At 74.9% G+C, this 19,170-nt stretch carries 19 protein-coding genes; 10 read left to right on the top strand and 9 right to left on the bottom strand.

Annotation, left to right across the window (positions count from 1 at the left end; translation table 11 throughout):
- The first annotated feature begins 31 nt into the window (after nucleotides 1-31).
- From OH807_RS05330 to OH807_RS05320, 3 genes are all read left to right on the top strand, one after another.
- Nucleotides 32-1,294, top strand: coding sequence for an MFS transporter (locus OH807_RS05330; protein ID WP_406194498.1), 1,263 nt, complete (start codon nucleotides 32-34; stop codon nucleotides 1,292-1,294).
- 293 nt (nucleotides 1,295-1,587) lie between these two features.
- A complete protein-coding gene (locus OH807_RS05325) occupies nucleotides 1,588-3,198 on the top strand; it encodes an alpha/beta hydrolase (RefSeq protein WP_406194496.1) in 1,611 nt (536 codons plus the stop codon).
- Nucleotides 3,199-3,390: 192 nt separating this feature from the next.
- Nucleotides 3,391-4,083 (top strand): O-methyltransferase, encoded by a 693-nt coding sequence (locus OH807_RS05320; RefSeq protein ID WP_406194494.1) that lies wholly within the window; start codon nucleotides 3,391-3,393, stop codon nucleotides 4,081-4,083.
- Between the two features lie 95 nt (nucleotides 4,084-4,178).
- Here the strand turns inward: OH807_RS05320 and OH807_RS05315 are convergent, their stop codons facing one another.
- Nucleotides 4,179-4,574 carry a hypothetical protein gene (locus tag OH807_RS05315; protein ID WP_406194492.1) on the bottom strand — a complete coding sequence of 132 codons (396 nt, stop codon included), beginning with the start codon at nucleotides 4,572-4,574 and terminating at the stop codon, nucleotides 4,179-4,181.
- Nucleotides 4,575-4,704: 130 nt separating this feature from the next.
- The gene (locus OH807_RS05310) at nucleotides 4,705-5,199 is read right to left on the bottom strand and encodes a GNAT family N-acetyltransferase (RefSeq protein WP_406194489.1); all 495 of its coding nucleotides are present in this window, start codon (nucleotides 5,197-5,199) and stop codon (nucleotides 4,705-4,707) included.
- A gap of 331 nt (nucleotides 5,200-5,530) precedes the next feature.
- Here OH807_RS05310 and OH807_RS05305 point away from each other — a divergent pair, with 331 nt between their 5' ends.
- Nucleotides 5,531-5,902, top strand: coding sequence for a hypothetical protein (locus OH807_RS05305; protein WP_406194487.1), 372 nt, complete (start codon nucleotides 5,531-5,533; stop codon nucleotides 5,900-5,902).
- Between the two features lie 117 nt (nucleotides 5,903-6,019).
- On the opposite strand, the gene OH807_RS05300 is transcribed toward OH807_RS05305, so the two are convergent.
- From OH807_RS05300 to OH807_RS05280, 5 genes are all read right to left on the bottom strand, one after another.
- Nucleotides 6,020-7,291: an NAD(P)/FAD-dependent oxidoreductase gene (locus tag OH807_RS05300; RefSeq protein WP_406194484.1), complete on the bottom strand. Its 1,272-nt coding sequence runs from the start codon at nucleotides 7,289-7,291 to the stop codon at nucleotides 6,020-6,022.
- Nucleotides 7,292-7,504: 213 nt separating this feature from the next.
- A complete protein-coding gene (locus OH807_RS05295; protein ID WP_406194481.1) occupies nucleotides 7,505-7,936 on the bottom strand; it encodes a nuclear transport factor 2 family protein in 432 nt (143 codons plus the stop codon).
- Between the two features lie 6 nt (nucleotides 7,937-7,942).
- On the bottom strand, nucleotides 7,943-8,746 hold the full coding sequence (locus tag OH807_RS05290; protein WP_406194479.1) for an MBL fold metallo-hydrolase: 804 nt from the start codon (nucleotides 8,744-8,746) through the stop codon (nucleotides 7,943-7,945).
- Between the two features lie 133 nt (nucleotides 8,747-8,879).
- Complete coding sequence (locus tag OH807_RS05285) at nucleotides 8,880-9,458, bottom strand: hypothetical protein (RefSeq protein WP_406194477.1); 579 nt, start codon at nucleotides 9,456-9,458, stop codon at nucleotides 8,880-8,882.
- A gap of 26 nt (nucleotides 9,459-9,484) precedes the next feature.
- Nucleotides 9,485-10,816, bottom strand: coding sequence for an MFS transporter (locus tag OH807_RS05280; RefSeq protein WP_406194475.1), 1,332 nt, complete (start codon nucleotides 10,814-10,816; stop codon nucleotides 9,485-9,487).
- 101 nt (nucleotides 10,817-10,917) lie between these two features.
- Between OH807_RS05280 and OH807_RS05275 the strand changes: the two genes are divergently transcribed.
- From OH807_RS05275 to OH807_RS05265, 3 genes are all read left to right on the top strand, one after another.
- Entirely contained in the window at nucleotides 10,918-12,012 is a 1,095-nt protein-coding gene (locus tag OH807_RS05275; protein WP_406194472.1) for a DUF5937 family protein, read from the top strand.
- Between the two features lie 237 nt (nucleotides 12,013-12,249).
- A complete protein-coding gene (locus OH807_RS05270; RefSeq protein WP_406194469.1) occupies nucleotides 12,250-13,134 on the top strand; it encodes a PhzF family phenazine biosynthesis protein in 885 nt (294 codons plus the stop codon).
- A gap of 132 nt (nucleotides 13,135-13,266) precedes the next feature.
- Nucleotides 13,267-14,562: a phosphotransferase family protein gene (locus OH807_RS05265; protein ID WP_406194467.1), complete on the top strand. Its 1,296-nt coding sequence runs from the start codon at nucleotides 13,267-13,269 to the stop codon at nucleotides 14,560-14,562.
- A 139-nt stretch (nucleotides 14,563-14,701) separates the two neighbouring features.
- On the opposite strand, the gene OH807_RS05260 is transcribed toward OH807_RS05265, so the two are convergent.
- Complete coding sequence (locus tag OH807_RS05260) at nucleotides 14,702-14,995, bottom strand: ferredoxin (RefSeq protein ID WP_406194464.1); 294 nt, start codon at nucleotides 14,993-14,995, stop codon at nucleotides 14,702-14,704.
- Nucleotides 14,992-16,245, bottom strand: a complete 1,254-nt coding sequence (locus OH807_RS05255; RefSeq protein WP_406194461.1) for a cytochrome P450 — start codon at nucleotides 16,243-16,245, stop codon at nucleotides 14,992-14,994. The genes OH807_RS05260 and OH807_RS05255 overlap by 4 nt, the downstream gene beginning before the upstream one ends.
- A 701-nt stretch (nucleotides 16,246-16,946) precedes the next feature.
- Between OH807_RS05255 and OH807_RS05250 the strand changes: the two genes are divergently transcribed.
- The 3 genes from OH807_RS05250 to OH807_RS05240 all read left to right on the top strand — a co-directional run bounded on the left by OH807_RS05250 (nucleotide 16,947) and on the right by OH807_RS05240 (nucleotide 19,153).
- Nucleotides 16,947-18,032: an S-(hydroxymethyl)mycothiol dehydrogenase gene (locus OH807_RS05250; RefSeq protein WP_406194459.1), complete on the top strand. Its 1,086-nt coding sequence runs from the start codon at nucleotides 16,947-16,949 to the stop codon at nucleotides 18,030-18,032.
- Nucleotides 18,029-18,661 (top strand): MBL fold metallo-hydrolase, encoded by a 633-nt coding sequence (locus tag OH807_RS05245; protein ID WP_406194457.1) that lies wholly within the window; start codon nucleotides 18,029-18,031, stop codon nucleotides 18,659-18,661. Before OH807_RS05250 ends, OH807_RS05245 begins: the two co-directional genes overlap by 4 nt.
- 90 nt (nucleotides 18,662-18,751) lie before the next feature.
- A complete protein-coding gene (locus OH807_RS05240; protein WP_406194455.1) occupies nucleotides 18,752-19,153 on the top strand; it encodes a pyridoxamine 5'-phosphate oxidase family protein in 402 nt (133 codons plus the stop codon).
- The last annotated feature ends 17 nt before the right edge of the window (nucleotides 19,154-19,170 follow it).

The raw sequence follows: 19,170 nt of genomic DNA, 5'->3' as shown, positions 1-19,170 counted from the left end.
CGGGCAGGGCCACCGCACCGGGGGAGTTCCGTTGTCGATCCGTCTCGTACCGCCCGCCGGCGTCCAGCGGACGCTCGCCGTCGCCCAGTTGGTGGGTGCGGTGGGCGACGGCGCCTACTACACCTGCTCGGCGCTGTACTTCACCCGGGTCATCGGGATGTCGCCGACCCGGCTCGGTGTCGGGCTCGCCGTCGCGTGGGCGGTCGGCTCGCTGGTGGGCGTGCCGCTCGGTCACCTCGCCGACCGGCGCGGCCCGCGCCGCACGGCGGTGGCGCTCGCGCTGGCGACCGGCGTGGTGGTCGCCTCCTTCCTGGCCATCCGCTCCTTCGTTCCGTTCCTGGTGGCGGTCTGCTTCTACGCCACGGCGCAGTCCGGGCTGACGGCCGCCCGGCAGGCACTGGTCGGCGGCCTCGTCCCGCGCGCGGAGCGGACCACGCTGCTGGCCCACCTCCAGTCGACCCTGAATGCCGGGCTGGCGCTCGGCGCCGCCCTGGGCGGCGTGGTGGTGGGGGCCGGGAGCCGGGCGGGCTACCTGGTGGTGTTCGCCGCCACCGCGGTCGCCTTCGTGGCCGGCGGCCTGATCCTGCTGCGGCTGCCCGAGGTGGCGCCCGTGACCGGAGCGGCGGGCGCCGGATCGAAGCTGGCGGTGCTCTCCGACCGCCCGTATGCCGTCGTCACGCTGGTCAACACCGTGCTGCTGCTGCGGATGCCCCTGCTCAGCCTGGTCATCCCGCTCTGGATCGCGGCCCGGGCGGAGCAGCTCGGCTGGCTCGGCCCGGGGCTGTTCGTGCTCAACACCGCGGTGGTGATGGGCTTCCAGGTCCGTGCGGCCCGCGGCGTCACCGGGCTGCGTGCCGCGACCCGCGCCGTCCGCGACGCCGGCGCCGTTCTGCTGGCCTCCTGCGCGGTGTTCGCCCTGTCGGCCGCGAGCGCCCCGCTCTGGGTGACGGCCGTGCTCCTGGTGGCCGCGGCGACGCTCCAGGTGATCGGCGAGATGAAGCAGTCCGCGGGCTCCTGGCAGATCAGCTTCGACCTGGCGCCCGCCCACCAGACCGGTCAGTACCAGGGCTTCTTCGGCTCGGGCGTGGCGGTGGCGCGCACCGTCGGCCCGCTGCTGCTCACCACGCTGCTGCTGGACTGGGGCGCGCCGGGGTGGCTGCTGCTGGGCGGGCTCTTCCTGGCGGCGGGGTTCGCGATGGGACCGGTCGTGCGGTGGGCGGAGCGCAACCGCCCCGCCGCGGTGGCCCCGGTGGCGGACGCGGCGACGGCGCTGCCGGCCGCCGCGCGGTCCTGACGGCGGCGTCCGGTGCTTCCCGGGGCAACGCGGGGTGTCCCGGGGTGGTGTGCTGCGGTGGTGCCGGTGCTTCCCGGAGTGCCCGGGGTGGCGGATGATCGCCACCTCGCCGCCGCCACCAAAGTGGCGATGTACCGTCAAATAGCTGGAGATCCTGCACCGGAGTGCCCGTCAGTCCCCTGAAACGACTGCGACATGACGGTGTGACGGAAGGTTCGACGGCGACGCATGGTCTTCCCCTCCCGGGGGTCGACTGACAGGCTGACCGCGTCCGTTCAACCGGAGGAGGTCACGTGTCCCGCATACCCAGTCTGGCGTTGGCCGTCGCCAGCGCGTTCGCGCTCGTCGCCGGAACCGCTGTCGCGGCGTCGGCCGCGCCGGAACCACCGTCGGTCGCAGCCGTTGCCGAGGCCCGGGTCGACCCGGTCGCCTGGACGCCGTGCAATCCCGACCCGTCCAAGCCGGATCCCGGCATCTACGACTGCGCCGTCTACCCGGTGCCGCTCGACTACGCCGACCCGTCCGGCGAGAAGATCGGCATCGCGATGATGCGCCGCCGCGCCGGGGATCCGGCCAAGCGGATCGGCTCGCTCTTCATGAACCCGGGCGGTCCCGGCGGCAGCGGGTACCTCTGGGCCACCACCACCCGTTTCTCCCCCGACGTCCAGAGCCGGTTCGACCTGATCGGCTTCGACCCGCGCGGCGTGGCCCGGAGCAACCCGCTCAAGTGCTTCACCACCGACGAGGAGGCGAGCTCCGTCTTCGACCGGCAGGTCGCCGTCCCCGTCACCAAGGCCGAGGTGGACGCCACGCTGGCCGCCACCGAGGACTACACCGACGCCTGCGACCGCAACGCCGGCCCGCTGATCGAGTTCATGTCCACCGAGAACGTCGTCCGTGACCTCGACCGGATGCGCCGGGCCGTCGGCGACAAGCAGCTCAACTACGCGGGCTTCTCCTACGGCACCCTGATCGGCGCCACCTACGCCTCGATGTACCCGGACAAGGTCCGGGCGCTGATCATCGACGGCAACGTCGACCCCGACCTGCGGCTGCACAACGGCCTGGAGTACGACCGGCGGCGCGCGGCCGGCTTCGAGCTCGCCCTGGACCAGTTCCTCAAGCGGTGCAGTGCGGCCGGCGCCCCGCGCTGCGCCTTCGGTGCGGGTGACACCCGGGCCAAGTTCGACGCGATCCGAGACCACCTGCGCACCTCGCCGGTCACCCTGGCGGACGGCACCGCGGTGACTCTCTCCAGCTTCACCAGCCAGGTGGCGAACGCGCTCTACGCCCAGACCCGGCAGGCGCCGCTGGCGAAGTCCCTCCAGGCCGTGGACGACGTGATCCGGCAGCAGGGCGCACCGTCGCTGGCGCCGGCGGGCACGGAGGATGCGAAGGCGCTCGCCGTGACCGTCCCCACCGCACTGCGCGAGGCCCTGCCGGAGACCCCGTACAGCGCCGACGACTCCTACTACGGCGTCAACTGCCAGGACAAGCCGTACCCGTCCAACCCGCGGGTGTTCGCCAACCTGGCCCGCTCCTGGGAGAAGGACGCGCCGACCTTCGGCCGCTACCAGGCCTTCGACGCGCCCGCCTGTGCCACCTGGCCCGTCCCGGCGCGGGACGCCGAGCGCTACACCGGTCCGTGGAACCGCCGCACCGCCAGCCCGGTGATGGTGATCGGCAACCTCTACGACCCGGCCACCCAGTACAAGTTCGCCCAGAACATGCAGCGTGAGCTGGGCAACGCCGTGCTGGTCAGCGTCGACGTGGTCGAGCACTGCGCGGTCGGCCGGAGCAAGGCGCTGGACAAGCTGGTCACCGACTACCTGGTGAACAAGGCGGTGCCGGCGCCCGGCCAGCTCCTCCAGCCCGACCTGGAGGCCTTCCCGCCGGTCGCCTGACGACCGACCGTCCGACGGCCGGTCACCTGCTCGGCCGAGGGCCCACCCCCGGGGCACACCGCCCCGGGGGTGGGCCCTGCCGTTTGCCTGCCCCTGCCGTTTGTCGCCTCTGGCCGTCCGGGGGGTGCGGAACAGGACGCGGAGTAGTAAGTTTCTCTTCGGAACTCACTAAGTCCCCGAAAGGAACCCACGATGCCCGCGGAGACCCGCCAGCCCGACCGGCAGCAGACCTGGACCGCCGTCGACAGCTACTTCAACGGCCTGCTGATCGACGAGGACGCCGCGCTGCTCACCGCCGTCGCCGACAGTGAGGCGGCCGGCCTGCCGCCGCACCAGGTCGCGCCCAACCAGGGCAAGCTGCTCGCGCTGCTGGCCCGGATCCACGGCGCCCGCCGCGTCCTGGAGATCGGCACGCTCGGCGGCTACAGCACCATCTGGCTGGCCCGCGCCCTGCCCGAGGGCGGCCGGGTGGTCACCCTGGAGGCCGACGAGCGCTGCGCCGCCGTGGCGACCGCGAACATCGCCCGGGCCGGACTGGCCGAGGTGGTCGAGGTACGGACCGGCCCGGCCCTGGACACCCTGCCGCAGCTGGCCGCCGACGGCGGCGAGCCCTTCGACCTGGTCTTCATCGACGCCGACAAGCCCAGCAACCCCGCCTACCTGGAGTGGGCGCTCCGGCTCACCCGCCCCGGCAGCCTGATCATCGGCGACAACGTCGTCCGCGACGGCGCCGTCACCGACCCGGCCAGCACCGACCCGCGCGTGCGGGGCGTCCGCCGCTTCACCGAACTCGTCGGCGAACACCCGCGGCTGACCGCGACCGCGATCCAGACCGTCGGCGAGAAGGGCTACGACGGCTTCGTCCTCGCCCTCGTCACCGGCTGACCCCCGGTCCGGCGGTGGCTGGTACCGGACCCTCGCCGCGCGGTCCCTCAGTGCGGCCGCCTCCGGACGATCGGCGACGGACCCGCCGAACGCGCTCAGTCGTGGACGTCCTGAGGCGTTGTGCGACGGGGCAGCGGCAGGCGCCATTCGCCGAGCCGGGCCACGAGGATCCGGCGGGCCCGGGCCCGCACCTCGTTCCAGCCCGCCCCGGAGGCCAGCGCGTCGGCCCACCGGCCGCCCCCGTCGCGGGTCACCGCCTCGCCGACGATCCGGTCGATGGCCCGGAGATCCTGGAGCGCTTCCGGTTCGAGGGTTCCCCGTTCCGCCATTCCCTCGGCCAGCTGCAGGACGAACCGGACATCGTCGGCGACGGCGACGGCGCTCACCCGGTGCTCGCCCGCCCAGGCCGGCTGATCCGAAGGATCCGCGGCGAGAATGGCCAGCAGCCTCTCCAGCCAGCGCCGCCAGTAGTCGTTGTCGTCGAGGTGCATGCGAGCAGGATCGCACCGGACCGTCTCAGGCCGCCGGCCCGGACACGTGCACGCCCGGTTCACGGCGGCCCGGCCGGGCGCTCCGGTGGCCGAAGCCCTCCCGTGGCCGGTCGAGGAACGGGGGCCGGGTCTACGGCCGGAGGTCGCGCCGGTACCAGGTGCCGGACTTGCCGCCGAGGTCGGCCGGGCCGGCCGGGCCGGTCGGGACGAAACCGGCCTTGGTCAGCACCTGCCGGGAGGCGGCGTTGTCGTGGGAGGTGGCCGCCCGCAGCGTGTGCAGGCCGTGCCCCGCCGCCGCGATCCGGCACAGCTCCGCGACGGTCGCGGTCGCCAGGCCGCGGCCGGCGGCCTGTTCGGCGACGCGGTAGCCGAGTTGGGCGGTGCCGTCCTCGGCGTCGTACAGGTTGAACCTGCCCAGTACCGAGCCGTCCTCGTCGACGAGCACGTAGAAGGTGCAGGCGCCGGCCTCCTGCTCGGCCAGCAGGGCGTCGTGCCGGTCGGCGAACCGGTCGAAGTAGTCGTCGCCGCGGTCGGGGACCGAGGCGGCGAAGTACGCGCGGTTCGCCAGCTCGAAGGCCAGGACCGCCGGGGCGTGGTCGGCGTGAAGCCGCTTCAGCTCGGGCATGGCCCGACCCTATCCGGATCGACGGCCGGGCCCACCGGGGTTTTCCGCGGCGACGGGCAGCCCTTCGGGGCCGGACGGGGAGCGGGATGCAGAGAACCCCGGCGACCCTCGCCGGGGTCGGGGCCCGTGGGGGGAACAGGACGGGCCGTGTGGGAGGGCGAGGCGGGCGGAGGAGGCGCGCGCTGTGCACGTCCCAGTGCGGCTGAACTGCGCACGGCTCCGGGCCAGTTGCTCAACCGGATGCCCGCGCTCCCAGAGTTCCTCGGTCCCCGGATCGTTTCCTGTCGATCACGTTCACCAGCCATGGGTGCGGCCTGGATACAGTGTCGGCGTGACGACGATCCTGCGGCACCCTCGACCTGGATTCATGTGGGACTGGTGGGCAGTGGATACTCGGGGCTTCCTCGTGCAGTTCACCGGCGGTCCGGCTCCTGAGCATCTGCTGGCGCATGTGGATCTCGTCGGCGCGGCAGCTGTTTGGGCGGAGGAGAACTGCCCTGCATGGTTCAGCGATGGCGTCCCGCCGCTCCACGCCTTCAGCTGCGACGGTGAGTTGCCGACCTACACGCGCAACGGTGTCCCGGACTCTCCGCTGCGGCTGTCCGACGCGCCGGCAACCGTCGCAGACGTCGCCGCCTTGGTTGATCTTCACTGGGCAGTAGGAGATACCTGGACGGTTCACCTCGACGAGGGATGGGTCTAGACAGCTCGGCTGGGTGTTCACGGTTCGCGGCATCGCCCCCGGTGAGCCGGTGGCGGGCGAGAGAGTAGAGCCCCCGCGCTCACACTGCCCGGTGTGGGCGCGGGGGTTCTGTGCTGCTCAGACGTCGCCGAGGGGGACGGCCGGGTCCGTCAGGCGGTCCACGGTCACCGTGCGCTTCGAGCGGACGAGTTCGCGGATCGGGTCGGTGACGTCCCAGACGTTGACGTTCATGCCCGCGAGGACCCGGCCGTCGGAGAGCCAGAAGGCGATGAACTCGCGGGTGGCCGGGTCGCCGCGGAACACCACCCGGTCGTAGCCGCCGGGTTCGACGTAGCCGGTGTACTCCATGCCGAAGTCGTCGTACTGGTCGGTGAAGAAGTACGGCACCCGGTCGTAGACCGTCTCCGGGCCTTCCCGGCCGAGCAGTGCCCGGGCCGCGGTCTGCGGCTGGTTGACGGCGTTGGCCCAGTGCTCGACCCGCAGGTGCCGGCCGAACAGCGGGTGGAAGGCGCTGGCGACGTCGCCCGCCGCGTAGATGTCCGGGTCCGAGGTGCGCAGGTGCTCGTCGGTCCTGATGCCGTTCTCGGTCTCCAGCCCGGCCGCCTCGGCGAGGGCCGTGACCGGGGAGATGCCGATGCCGACGATCACCGCGTCGGCCGCCACCGTCGAGCCGTCCGCGAGCCGGACGCCGGTGACGGTGCCGCCGGTGCCGGTCAGCTCCTCGACGGAGGCGTTGAACCGCAGCTCGACCCCGTGGTCGCGGTGCAGGTCGGCGAAGACCTGCGCCACCTCGCGGCCGAGCACCCGCAGCAGCGGCAGCTCGGCCGCCTCCAGTACCGTCACGTCGGCGCCCGCCGTGCGGGCGGCCGCCGCCGTCTCCAGGCCGATCCAGCCGGCGCCGATCACCACGATCCGGGCGCCGGGCCTCAGCACGGCCCGGATCCGGTCGCTGTCCTCCACCCGGCGAAGGTGGAGCACGCCGTCCTGGTCCGCCCCGGGCACCGGCAGCCGGCGGGGCACCGAGCCCGTGGTGAGGAGCAGCTTCGCGTACCCGATCCGGCCGTCGTCGGCGAGCGTGACGGTGTGCGCGGCCGGGTCGATCGCGGTCACCGGGGTGCCGAGCCGGAGGGTGACGTCGTGCTCGGCGTACCACTGCGGCGGGTGCACGTAGATCTTCTCGCGCGGGGTCTTGCCGAGCAGGTAGCCCTTGGAGAGCGGCGGCCGCTCGTACGGCCGCTCGTGCTCGTCGCCGATCAGGACGATGCCGCCCCGGTACCCGGCCGCGCGCAGGGCCTCGGCGGCCTTCGCACCGCCGAGGGAGGCGCCGACGATGACGACGGGCCGCTCCTGTCCGCTGCCGTCGGCCGTTCCCGCTGTGTCCGTACCCATGCTGAACTCCTCGCTCTCCGGCCGGGATCACGGACAGCCTGCCGTCGGCCGGCGCGGCGTGTCGAGGCCGGGCCGGGCGCGGCGCGGCGCGCTCCCCCGAACGGGTGAACCGTCCCCGTGCCCGGGTTCGACCCCGGGTTCGACCCCGGGCGCGGCGGTGGGCACGGCGGCCCCGGAGCGGGAACGCCGTGGTGGCGTCACGGCGTCACGGCGTCAAGGCGTCATGGCGTCGCGGACCAGCGCAGTGTCGACGAACTGCTCGAAGCGGACGATCCGGCCGCCACGCACGGTGAAGTGGTGCGCCACCCGGACGGCCAGCGGGCGGCGGGTCGCCCGGTGGACGGCGGTGTACCGGGCCAGCACCACGACGTTCTCGCCGTCCGCCACGTACCTGTCGTCGTGCGCGGCCCAGTCCTCCCACTCGGCGGCCAGGCGCTCCATCACCCCGCTGGTCACGCCCTTCGGGGTGCGGTAGGTGCCGCCCAGCGGGAAGCCGGCCATCTCCGTCCACTCGACGTCCTCGGAGAGCGTCGCCCGCAGGGCGGAGAGGTCGCCGCGGGCCGAAGCCAGGTACTGGCGTCGGACGACGTCGGCGGGGGCGTCGGACTCGGCGAAGGACGCGGTGGACCTCGGGATCTCGATCATCGCGGCTCAGCCCCAGACCAGTTCGCCCTTGGCGACCTTCGTCCCGAGGTCGACCGCGAGGGTCATCCCGAGATCCGGGTAGCGTTGCTCCAGGGCCTCCTTGGCGGCCGCCGCGTCGGGCGCCCGGCCGATCTCGGTCTCGAAGGCCCGCAGGTAGTCGCGGGTGTGGTCGATCGAGGTGGTGTCGGTGGGCGCGCCGGCCATGCGGTGCCCGGCCGCCACGAACGCCGGCTCCAGTGCCGCCATGCCGTCCAGCAGGTCGATCCAGGCGGCCCGCTGCTCCGGCCGGGCGGTGTCGGCGGTCCAGACGTGCAGGCCCTCGAAGAGCAGCACCCCGCCGAGGATCGTCCGGTGGTGGTGCTGCCAGAGGTAGTGCCGGTCGGGCAGGTGGAAGTCGGCTCCGCGCAGTTCGAACCGGTGGCCCTCGAAGACGAGTTCGTCGCCGGGCAGCACCTCCGGCCGGACCAGCCGGGTCGGCAGCTCCGGGCCGAGGTGCGCCCAGGCCTTCAGCTTGCCCTCGTAGGACTCCTCGATGTGCTCGACGGTGGACTCGGTGGCCAGGAACCGCGCCTCGGGGAAGGCGTCCTGCACCTCCTGCGCACCGAAGTAGAAGTCCGGGTCGCCGTGGCTGACGAACACCGTGGTGAGTCGCTTGCCGGCGGCCCTGATCCGCTCGACCAGCCGGCGTCCGTCGGACCGGGTGAACCCGGCGTCGACCAGGAGGGCGTGGTCGGGGCCGGTCACCAGCACGGAGGTCTTGTTGAGCGAGGCGTCTGGGCTGTCGATGACCTCGAAGTCGAGGGAGCTCATGCGGGGTCGTCCTTCCTCGGGCCGGCCCGGCTGTCGTACGCCGGACACGCGTCGTCGCCCAGCATCGGCGACCGGGTGACCGGCCGCACGTCGGGACGCGCGGGGGAGGAGCGGGCCGCCGGCGCGAGGGCGGTCAGTGGTGGGGGCCGGGGCGGGTCCAGAGGGTGAGGTCGCTGCTGGTGGCCACGGCCAGGGTCCGGCCCGAGGGGGAGAAACCGGCCGCGCGGAAGGTGGACCACGAGGAGTGGTGGACGTGCCACCACGTCTCGCCGTGCTCGCCCTCGAACGGGCCGCGGCCGGTGCAGAGCAGCACCCGCTCGTTCGGCCACTCCGGGACCACCACCTCCACGTGCCAGCCGCCCTCGGCGCCGGTGTGCAGGCCGCCGCCGTATGCGCCGGCCACCGGGATGCGGACGTCCGCGACCGGGCCGAGCCCCGGGCAGGCGAGGTCGGGGCCGTCCGGCTCCTCCTCCGGGTCGTACGCGCGGTGGAGCCTCTCGCCGGTGGCGGCGTCGAACAGGCCGTGGCCGCTGGTGGACACCGTCAGCACGACGTCCCCGCCGGTGGCCGGGTCGGTGGCGAAGCCGATGCCGAGCAGCCCGCCGACCGGGATCAGACCTCGCCCGACGGGCTGCCAGGGCGCCGGCGGCGCTGTCACGGTGGCTGCGAGGAAGCGGTCGCGGAGCTGCTGTTGGTACACGGAGACGGCCATGAGGAGGATCGTCCCACCGACGCGTGTCATGCCTGCGGGGCCAGCCTGGTCACCGCCGCGGCCGCGAGCAGGGTGGCGGCCGCCAGTGCGGGCCAGAGCACGCCCGGCCCGGCGGCCAGCAGCGCGGTCAGCACGGCCGGGGCCAGCGCGCGGCCGACGCCCGTCGACATCTCCCAGCGGGCCAGTGCCCGCCCGAGCAGCCGGGGCGGCGCGGCGGCGGCGACCAGGGCCGTCCCCGAGCCGCTGTAGAGGATCTCGCCGAGCGTGAACAGCACCGAGACGGCCGCCACGGTGGCCGCGCCGGCCGTGCCGCCGATCGCCCCCGCCGCCCAGAAGCCCAGGTAGGCGAGCGCCAGGACCACTCCGGCGACGGCGAGCACGGTCCGTCGGGAACGGTGGGCGAGCCGGAGCACGATCGCGAGCTGAAGCGTGATCACCAGCACGGTGTTGCCCACGAACACCCCCGAGGACCAGGCCGGGGACACGTGCAGATGGAGGACCAGCAGCGCCGGCAGCGCCACCTCCAGGACGTCGAAGCAGAACGCGTAGGGGAGGCCGGCGATGCTGAGCAGGCCGATCCGGCGCAGCGCCGGGCCGGTGGCGGCGGCGGGCGCGGGCGCGGGGGTCGGGTCAGCGGCGGGTGCGGGTGCGGGTGCGGGGGTGGAGGGCGGGCCGGACGCGGCGTCGGCGTCGGTCACCCGGAGCGAGTGCACCAGCGCCCCCGCGACCAGGCACGCGGCGGCCGTCGCCCCGGCCAGCAGCCGGATCGCGCCCGGCCCACCGGCCACCGCCAGGGTGGCGAGCAGCGCGCCCGCACCGACGCCCGCGTTGCGCAGCGTCCGCCCGGCGGCCAGCGCGGCGTCCCGGGTACGCCCCGCGGAGAGGGTGCTGACCAGGGCCGCGTGGGTGGTCGGCCAGCACTGGCCGCCGATGCCGAGCAGCACGGCGGCCGTCGTGAACCCGCCGAGGCCGTCCGCCCACAGCAGCATCACCGCTGCGCCGACCGCCCTGACCAGGAGGGTCACCGCGGCCGGGAGGCTGCGCGCGCCGCGATCGATCCAGCGGCCGGTCAGCGGGAGCACCAGCAGACCCGCCACCAGACCGGCGGACAGCGCCAGGCCGACCGTGTCGGCGCCGAGCCGCAGCACCCCGATGCCGTAGAGGAGCATGAACGGGCGGAGCAGGCCGGTGCCGAGCGCGTCCACCAGCAGTGCGGTGGCGTAGCGGCGGCCACCGGCGGCGGTGAGCAGCGCGGGCAGGGCGGTGGGCTCGGCGGGCCGGGGGGTCGGCGGGCTCGACGGACGGACATCGCGGGCGGGGGCGTCTGCGGACGGGGACTTCTGCCGGAGGGGACTCATGGCCGGTACCGTGCGGCCGCGCACCGCCTCCGAGCACGTCGATTGACAAGTCCCGTCAATCGACGGCGCCGCCGTCGCGACGGGCTGGCAGGATCACGGGCGTGAGCCTCAGCATCGACATCACCGCCCTGCCCGACGACCGCGTCTCCTTCACCCCCTCGCCCCTGGCCGAGCTGAGCTCGATGCTGCACGTCCTCGCCGAGCCCGCGCACCACCCCGGGCTGCACGGCTGGGCGGCGAGCACGGCGGCCTCGATCACCCCGGAGCTGTCCGAGCGCCTCGCGGAGGCCGACTTCCTCTGGCGCTCCTCGCGGGCCGACTTCCTGGTCCCCGGTCTGCCGGGGGCCACCCTGGCCGAGGAGCTGGACGCTGTCGACCGGATCGACGACGAGTTGTACGTCCGGGCCGCCTTCCTCATGACCTGCGGGACGTCGCGGCTCTCCCGCCGGAACGACTCACCGCTCACCGACCCGGCGGCTCAGGAGCGGGCCCGGGAGCTCGCGATCGCCCGGGGCCCCCGCCAGGCCGCCTTCGCCGACCGCCTGCTGGCCGACCCGCCGGCCGTCCGGGCGCTGGTCCGGCGGCTGCTGGACGACTGCGGGGAGGCGTTCTTCACGGCGGCCTGGCGGCGGGTGCTGCCGGACCTCGCGGCCGACGCCCGGCACAAGGCGGACCTGCTGGCCCGGCAGGGCCTCGAAGGGGCGCTCGCGGCGGTCTCCTCCGCGATCGCGCTGGAGCGGAGGCCGGACGGGCGGCGGCGCCTGGTCGTCGACAAGCTCCAGGACAACGCCACCCGGGCCGATGCCGGGGGAGTGACCTTCATCCCGACCGCCTTCGGGTACCCGCACCTGCTGGTGGTGGCCGCGCCCGGGTGGCGGCCGGTGGTGCAGTACCCGATCGCGGAGGGCGGGCTGCCCGAGCCGGTCTCGCTCGCCGTGGTGCAGCAGCGCCTGGGGGCGCTGGCCCACCCCGTCCGGCTCCGGCTCGCTCGTACGATGGCGCGCGGTCCGCACACCACGGGCGAGTTGGCGGCGGCCTGGGAGCTCAGTGCGCCGGAGGTGTCACGCCACCTGGGGGTGCTGCGCCGGGCCGGGCTGCTCACCACCCGGCGGCGCGGGCGGTACATGCTGTACCGGCTCGACCTGGCGGGCAGCGCCCGGCTGGGCTCGGACCTGCTGGAGGCGGTGCTGCGCTGACGGTGCCGCGCCGACTGCTGTGCTGACGCTGCCGCGCCGAGGGGGCCGGCGGGACTGCGGGACTGCGGGACTGCGGGCCGGCGGGACTGCGGGCCGGCGGGTACTGCGGGCCGGCGGGACGGCGTGGGGTGGTGCGTCGGGGCGCGGATGCGGGGCTGGGGCGTGCGACGTGCGGCACACCACCGGTCGGGTCCGGCGGCCGGGAACAGGCGGGCGAACGGCGGTGTTCGAGCGGGCATGATCACTGACGAGGTGCCCGAGGCAGTCCCCGAGAGCGACGTCCTGCGCTACACCGCCTTCGCCACCGACCCGGGCGGGGGCAACCCGGCGGGCGTGGTGCTCGACGCCACCGGTCTCTCCGCCAAGCGGATGCTCGCCGTCGCGGCCGGGCTCGGCTACTCCGAGACGGCCTTCCTGGTCCCCGGTGGCCCGGGCGAGGCAGCGGGCAGCTACACCGTGCGGTACTTCAGCCCGCTGGCCGAGGTGCCGTTCTGCGGCCACGCGACCGTCGCCTCCGCCGTCGCGCTCGCCGACCGGGTCGGCCCCGGCCGCTTCGTCTTCGCCACTCGGGCGGGCGAGGTGCCGGTCGAGGTGGACAAGGGCGCGGACGGCGTGCTGCGCGCCACCCTCACCAGCGTCGAGCCGCACGTCGAGGAGGTCGGCGACGTGGACGTCACCGAGGCGCTCGGCCTGCTCGGCTGGTCGGCCGGCGAGCTGGACGCCGCACTGCCGCCCCGGATCGCCTACGCCGGCGCCCGCCACCTGGTGCTGGCCGTCGCCGACCGCGACCGGCTGGCCCGGCTGGACTACGACTTCGACGGGCTCGCCGCCTACATGACGGCCCGCGAGCTGGTCACCCTCCAGCTGGTGTGGCGGGCCGCCGAGCACGTCTTCCACGTGCGCAACCCCTTCCCGGTCGGCGGCGTCGTGGAGGATCCGGCCACCGGCGCGGCCGCCGCCGCCTTCGGCGCCTACCTGCGGGAGCAGGGCGCGGTCACCGCACCGGCCACCCTGACCCTCCACCAGGGCGAGGACCTCGGCCGCCCCGGCGTGCTGACGGTCGAGCTCCGCGAGGGCGACCGCCGGGTCCGGGTCTCGGGTGCGGCGGTGCCGATCGAGTAGCCGGGGAGTCGAGTGGTCGGGGAGCCGGGGATCCGGGGATCCGGGGATCCGGGGAGTCGAGTGGCCGGGGAGCCGGCTGTCCGCCCGGAAAATCGGTCGCGCGGCGGGTGGCCGATCGGCGACGCTGCTCGGATGAAGCGAGCGAACGGTCGGACGGTCACGGCGCATCTCACGCACGGGGACGAGTACTTCGGAGCCGTGGGCCCCTACGAGGTGGCGGAGGGGTGGTGGTCGGCGGCCGCGCCGGTGGTCGAGCGGGTGTCGGCCGAGCTCGGGGTGCCCGTGGTGGTGCTCCGGCTCACCGGGGGCGTCAGCCCGGACGGCGGCCATGGCGGCCACGGCGGGCAGGTGACGTACCACGTCGAGGCCCTGGAGCGGCCCGCCGGGCCGGTACCGCGCCGGCCGGGCCCGGAGACCCTCGCCCTTCTCGGGCCGGCCACGCGCCGGGCGGGCTGGGCCACGCCCGCCGGGCTGCGGGAGGCGCTCGACTGGGCGGGGCAGGCCCTGGGCCGGGCCGGGCGCCCGGCTGCCGGGCCCGCCGAGCAGATCCGGACGTGGAACCTCTCCGGCCTGTTCCGCTACCGCACCGCCACCGGTGCCGGCGCCTGGCTGAAGACGATCAACCCCGCCTTCAACTCGCGCGAGGGCGACGTGATCGCGCTGCTCGGCACCGCCGACGCCACGCTGGTGCCGGCCGTCCTCGGCTCCGACCCGGCGCGCGGGTGGCTGCTGCTCGACCACATCCCCGGCCGGGACTGCTGGGGGCCGTCCGCCGAGGAGGTCGCCGACGTGGTGCCGCGGCTGGTCGCCGCCCAGGCGGCGCTGGCCGCCGACGGCCGGGCCGCCGCGGCCGGCCTCCGGGACCGTACCCTGCCCGTGCTCCTCGCCCAGGTGGACGCACTGCTCGACCGGCTCGGCGCGGAGCCCCCCGCCGCCCCGGCCGGTGACGGCTCCGGCGGCGGCTCCGGTGCCGGGCTGACGGCCGCGGAGCTCACCGCGGCCCGGGCGCTCGCCGGCCGACTGCCCGCGCTGGCGGCGGAGCTGACGGCCTGCGGACTCCCCGACACCCTGGTGCACGGCGACTTCCACCCGGGAAACTGGCGCTCCGACGGCACCCGGTCGGTGGTCGTGGACTACGCCGACGCCTCGTTCGGCCACCCGGCCATGGACGGGCTGCGCCCGCGGCAGTACGTGGACGAGGAGCGCTGGGCCCAGGCCGCCGGGGTGTGGGCGCGGGCCTGGCGGGAGCACGTCCCCGGATCGGACCCGGAGCGGGCGCTGGAGCTGTTCGAGCCCTTCTACCACCTCGCGTACGCGGTGCGGTACCAGGAGTTCCTGGATCACATCGAGACCAGCGAGCGGCCCTACCACGAGGATGACCCGGCGAGTGAGCTCCGTGCCGCACTGGCCTGTGCGGACGCGGTCTGACGGGCCGGTACCGAAGGGGACGGCCTGGCGGTGCCGGCCGCCGCACGCCCCCTCGGCCGTGCGGCGCCGACCCGGACCACGGGGCGGCGCCGCACAAGGCGTCAGATGTCGGGCCGTCGGGCCGTCAGGGGGACGGGCCTCAGGGAGACGGGGCGACCGGGCGGCCGTCGCGGGCGTCGTACAGGGCCAGTGCCTCGACCGGACAGAAGTCGACCGCGTCGGCGAGCTCCTCGGTGAGCGGCTCGCCGGCGCCGTCCGGCCGTCCCGGCTGCGCCGCCCGGGCCGGGTGGGCCAGCCCGTCGGCACCGAGCACCAGCGAACCGGGTGCGGTGAGCGCGCACATCCCGGAGCCGATGCAGCGCGCGTGGTCGACCCGGACGACGACCGCCTCGGCGGCCGCCGGCGGTGCGGGCCGGGCCCGGTCCGCCGTCACCAGGCGACCTGGAGGGTGTGCGGGCTGCGGGTCAGCAGGCCGCGCCGCCACTCGATGGTGTCGGTCGGCCCGGTGAGCCGCAGGGAGGGCAGCCGGCGGGCCAACCGGTGCAGGCCCAGCTCCAGCTCCATCCGGGCCAGCCAGGCGCCCAGGCAGTGGTGCGGCCCGGCACCGAAGGTGTAGCTCTGGCCGGCGAGCGGGGCGAACAGCTCGTCCAGGAGGTCCCCGGTGAAGACGTCCGGGTCCTGGTTGGCGGCGTCGGTGTCGGCGGCGACCACACTCCCGGCCGGGATCACCACGCCGCCGATCTCCACGTCCTCGACGGTGCGCCGCAGCAGGCCGGGGAGGTGCGCGGTGTCACCGAGCGGGACGGCGCGCAGCAGCTGTTCGGTGGCGGCGGCCGCGCTCTGCTCGTCGGAGGCGAGCCGCTGCCAGGCCTCGCTGCCGTCGCCGAGCAGGTAGACCAGGGCGTTGCCCAGGGTGGTCATGGTGGTCTCGTGTCCGGCCACCACCAGACCGATCACCAGGGAGACCAGCTGCGGTTCGCCGATGTCGCCGCTCTCCGCGGCCGCCGCGAGGAGTCCGCTGACCAGGTCGTCGCCGGGGGCGGCGCGGCGTTCGGCGATCAGTTCGGCACCGAAGGCCGAGAATTCGCCGATCGCCGTGCGGATCGCCTCGGCGGAGTAGGCGGTGGCGGAGAGCGCGTGGTCGCTCCAGTGCGCGAGCCGCTTGCCGTCCAGGCCGTCCAGCCCCATCAGCCGGCTGATCACGGCGACCGGCAGCGGGCGGGTGTAGGCGGCGACGATGTCGGCGGGGGAGCCGTGGTCGATCAGCTCGTCCAGCAGGCCCTCGATCACCGAGGCCACCCAGGGCCGCCAGCGGGCTATCGCACGCGGCGTGAACGCGCGCTGCACGGTGCGGCGCAGCCGCTGGTGGTCGACGCCGTCGATGTTGAGCATGCTCTGCGGGTCGTCCAGCAGGTTCGGGGCGATCGAGATCGGGGGCGCGTCGGGCGCGAAGAGCGGGGCGCGGCCCAGCCGCGGGTCGGTGAGCACCTGGCGGACGTCGGCGTGCCGGCTGACCAGCCAGACCGGGGTACCGGTGGGGAGGGCGCCGAGCCGGGGCGGGCCCGGCGCGAGGTGGCGCAGGCAGTGCAGCGGCGGCAGCGCGGCCGCGCTGGCCAGGGCGGTGCCGTTGCTCCGGGCGGTGGTGCCGCTCCCGGCACGGGTGGCACTGTTCTCGACGGACATCCGTACTCCAGACTCCAGGGCGGTGGGCGGCGCGGGCCGGCCCGGCGGGGGCGGCTCCGGGGAGGTGCGGGGGGACGGGTCGGGCGGGGCTGGGCGGCTCGGTCGTGCGGGTGCGCGGACGTGGTGGATCGGACGTGGTGGATCGGACGCGGTGGATCGGACGCGGTGGGTCGGACGTGGTGGGTCGGACGCGGTGGATCGGAGGCGGTGTCAGGGGCCGGTGCCGGCAACCGGTGCAGGGGCGGCCGCAACGGCAGAACGGGCAGGGGCACGCGGGAGGGGACGGACGGGAGGGGACGAACGGGCAGGGCAGGCGGGAAGGGACGGACGGGGCAGGAGGGGCCGGGGCAGGACGGTCGTGGACGGGGCGTTCGTGGGCGGGACGGATGGGTCGGGCGTGTCGGGTTCGGTTCGACCGTACGTGGGCGCCGGGCGACAGTCAGCAACGATTCCAGCCAACGCCGGTCGCCCGGGGGCCGATGACGGGCGCTCGGTCGCGGCCGCGCGCCCCTGGCCCGGTGTCGGGGGCGGCCGGCCCGGGTCGTGCGGTGCCGGCCCGGGCCCGCCGAGGGCGGCGGTGAGCCGGATCACGGGAGCCGTTCGCCGGGCGCGGGCGCGCGCGGGCGATACGCTTCGTGGGCAAGTCGTTTGAGCAGGTCACGCCGGTGCAGAGCGGCATCGGCCGACGGAGGTGGAATCGGATGGCCCAGCAGGTCAAGGCAGTCATCGCGCGCGCCAAGGGCGCGCCCGTGGAGGTGACGACGATCGTCGTACCCGACCCGGGGCCTGGCGAGGCGGTGGTCCGGATCCAGGCCTGCGGCGTCTGCCACACCGACCTCCACTACCGTGAGGGCGGCATCAACGACGAGTTCCCGTTCCTGCTCGGCCACGAGGCGGCGGGCATCGTGGAGTCGGTCGGCGCGGACGTCACGGAGGTCGCCCCCGGCGACTTCGTCGTCCTCAACTGGCGTGCCGTCTGCGGCCAGTGCCGTGCCTGTCGGCGCGGGCGGTCGCAGTACTGCTTCAACACCCACAACGCCAAGCAGAAGATGACGCTGCTGGACGGCACCGAGCTGTCGCCGGCCCTGGGGATCGGCGCGTTCGCGGAGAAGACCCTCGTCGCGGCCGGCCAGTGCACCAAGGTCGACCCGGCGGCCGAGCCGGCCGTCGCCGGCCTGCTGGGCTGCGGGGTGATGGCGGGCATCGGTGCCGCGATCAACACCGGCAACGTCGGCCGGGGCGACTCCGTCGCGGTGATCGGCTGCGGCGGCGTCGGCGGCGCGGCCGTGCTCGGCTCCCGGCTGGCCGGTGCGGCCAAGATCATCGCGGTGGACATCGACGACCGCAAGCTGGCGGGCGCGCTGAAGCTCGGCGCCACCCACACCGTCAACTCCCGCACGACCGACCCGGTCGAGGCGATCCGCGCCCTGACCGACGGCAACGGCGCGGACGTGGTGATCGAGGCGGTCGGCCGTCCGGAGACGTACACCCAGGCGTTCTACGCCCGTGACCTGGCCGGCACCGTCGTCCTGGTCGGCGTGCCCACGCCGGAGATGAAGCTGGAGCTGCCACTGCTCGACGTGTTCGGCCGCGGCGGCGCGCTGAAGTCCTCCTGGTACGGCGACTGCCTGCCCTCGCGGGACTTCCCGATGCTGATCGACCTGTACCTCCAGGGCCGGCTGGACCTCGGTGCCTTCGTCACCGGCACGGTCGGGCTCGACGGCGTGGAGGAGGCCTTCGCGCGGATGCACGAGGGCGACGTCCTCCGCTCGGTGGTGATCCTGTGAGCACGGCCCGGATCGACCGGCTGGTCACCGCCGGCACCTTCGAACTCGACGGCGGCAGCTGGGAGGTGGAGAACAACGTCTGGATCGTCGGCGACGACGCGGAGGCCGTGGTGATCGACGCGGCCCACGACGCCGACGCCATCGAGGCCGCGCTCGGCGGCCGCCGGCTGCTGGCGATCGTCTCCACCCACGCGCACAACGACCACATCGACGCCGCACCGGCGCTCGCCGCCCGCACCGGCGCGCCGATCCTGCTGCACCCGGACGACCTGCCGCTCTGGAAGCTCACCCACCCCGACCGGCTCCCGGACGGCGAACTCGCCGACGGGCAGCGGATCGAGGTGGCGGGCACCGGGCTGACCGTCCTGCACACCCCCGGTCACGCCCCGGGCGCGGTCTGCCTGTACGCGCCCGATCTCGGCACCGTCTTCACCGGCGACACCCTGTTCCAGGGCGGTCCCGGCGCCACCGGCCGGTCGTTCTCGCACTTCCCGACCATCATCGACTCGATCCGCGACCGCCTGCTCGGGCTCCCGCCGGAGACGGTCGTCCGCACCGGGCACGGCGACCCGACCACCATCGGCGCCGAGGCCCCCGCACTCCCCGAGTGGCTCGCCCGCGGCCACTGAGCGGGCCGCCCCGCCCGGGCCCACTGACCTGGGCCGTTCCGCCCGCCCCGGTGCCCCGCGCGCCGGGGCGGGCGTCGTACGATCGCGGGCATGGCCCATGATCCGCGCGAACTCGACGAAGCGTTCCTTGCCTTCTGGCGGGAGCGGCACATCTCCACGCTGACCACGCGGCGGCCGGACGGTTCGCCGCACGTGGTGCCGGTGGGCGTCACGTACCAGCCGGAGACCGGGACCGCCCGGGTGATCAGCAGCCGGACCAGCCGCAAGGTGCGCAACGTCCTCGCGGCCGGAGCCGACGGGATGCGGGTCGCGGTCTGCCAGGTGGACCGGGCCCGCTGGTCCACGCTGGAGGGCGTGGCCGTGGTGCGGGACGAACCCGAGGCGGTGGCCGACGCCGTCCGGCGCTACACCGAGCGCTACCGCGAACCGCGGGTGAACCCGGACCGGGTGGTCATCGAGATCACCGTCGACCGGGTGCTCGGCCGGGCCTGACCACCCGCGGCGGTCGG

This window comes from Kitasatospora sp. NBC_01560, from assembly GCF_045208415.1.
In the GTDB taxonomy this organism is placed as follows: Bacteria; Actinomycetota; Actinomycetes; order Streptomycetales; family Streptomycetaceae; genus Kitasatospora.
This window is presented reverse-complemented; position numbering and strand designations above follow the sequence as displayed.

Excerpts from the sequence above, each read along its gene's own strand:
- OH807_RS05295 (WP_406194481.1), bottom strand. The coding sequence starts at position 7,936 with ATGATCGAGATCCCGAGGTCCACCGCGTCCTTCGCCGAGTCCGACGCC.
- OH807_RS05255 (WP_406194461.1), bottom strand. The coding sequence starts at position 16,245 with ATGTCCGTCGAGAACAGTGCCACCCGTGCCGGGAGCGGCACCACCGCC.
- OH807_RS05240 (WP_406194455.1), top strand. The coding sequence starts at position 18,752 with ATGGCCCATGATCCGCGCGAACTCGACGAAGCGTTCCTTGCCTTCTGG.
- OH807_RS05270 (WP_406194469.1), top strand. The coding sequence starts at position 12,250 with ATGATCACTGACGAGGTGCCCGAGGCAGTCCCCGAGAGCGACGTCCTG.
- OH807_RS05320 (WP_406194494.1), top strand. The coding sequence starts at position 3,391 with ATGCCCGCGGAGACCCGCCAGCCCGACCGGCAGCAGACCTGGACCGCC.
- OH807_RS05290 (WP_406194479.1), bottom strand. The coding sequence starts at position 8,746 with ATGAGCTCCCTCGACTTCGAGGTCATCGACAGCCCAGACGCCTCGCTC.
- OH807_RS05300 (WP_406194484.1), bottom strand. The coding sequence starts at position 7,291 with ATGGGTACGGACACAGCGGGAACGGCCGACGGCAGCGGACAGGAGCGG.
- OH807_RS05310 (WP_406194489.1), bottom strand. The coding sequence starts at position 5,199 with ATGCCCGAGCTGAAGCGGCTTCACGCCGACCACGCCCCGGCGGTCCTG.
- OH807_RS05250 (WP_406194459.1), top strand. The coding sequence starts at position 16,947 with ATGGCCCAGCAGGTCAAGGCAGTCATCGCGCGCGCCAAGGGCGCGCCC.
- OH807_RS05265 (WP_406194467.1), top strand. The coding sequence starts at position 13,267 with ATGAAGCGAGCGAACGGTCGGACGGTCACGGCGCATCTCACGCACGGG.
- OH807_RS05285 (WP_406194477.1), bottom strand. The coding sequence starts at position 9,458 with ATGGCCGTCTCCGTGTACCAACAGCAGCTCCGCGACCGCTTCCTCGCA.
- OH807_RS05280 (WP_406194475.1), bottom strand. The coding sequence starts at position 10,816 with ATGAGTCCCCTCCGGCAGAAGTCCCCGTCCGCAGACGCCCCCGCCCGC.
- OH807_RS05315 (WP_406194492.1), bottom strand. The coding sequence starts at position 4,574 with ATGCACCTCGACGACAACGACTACTGGCGGCGCTGGCTGGAGAGGCTG.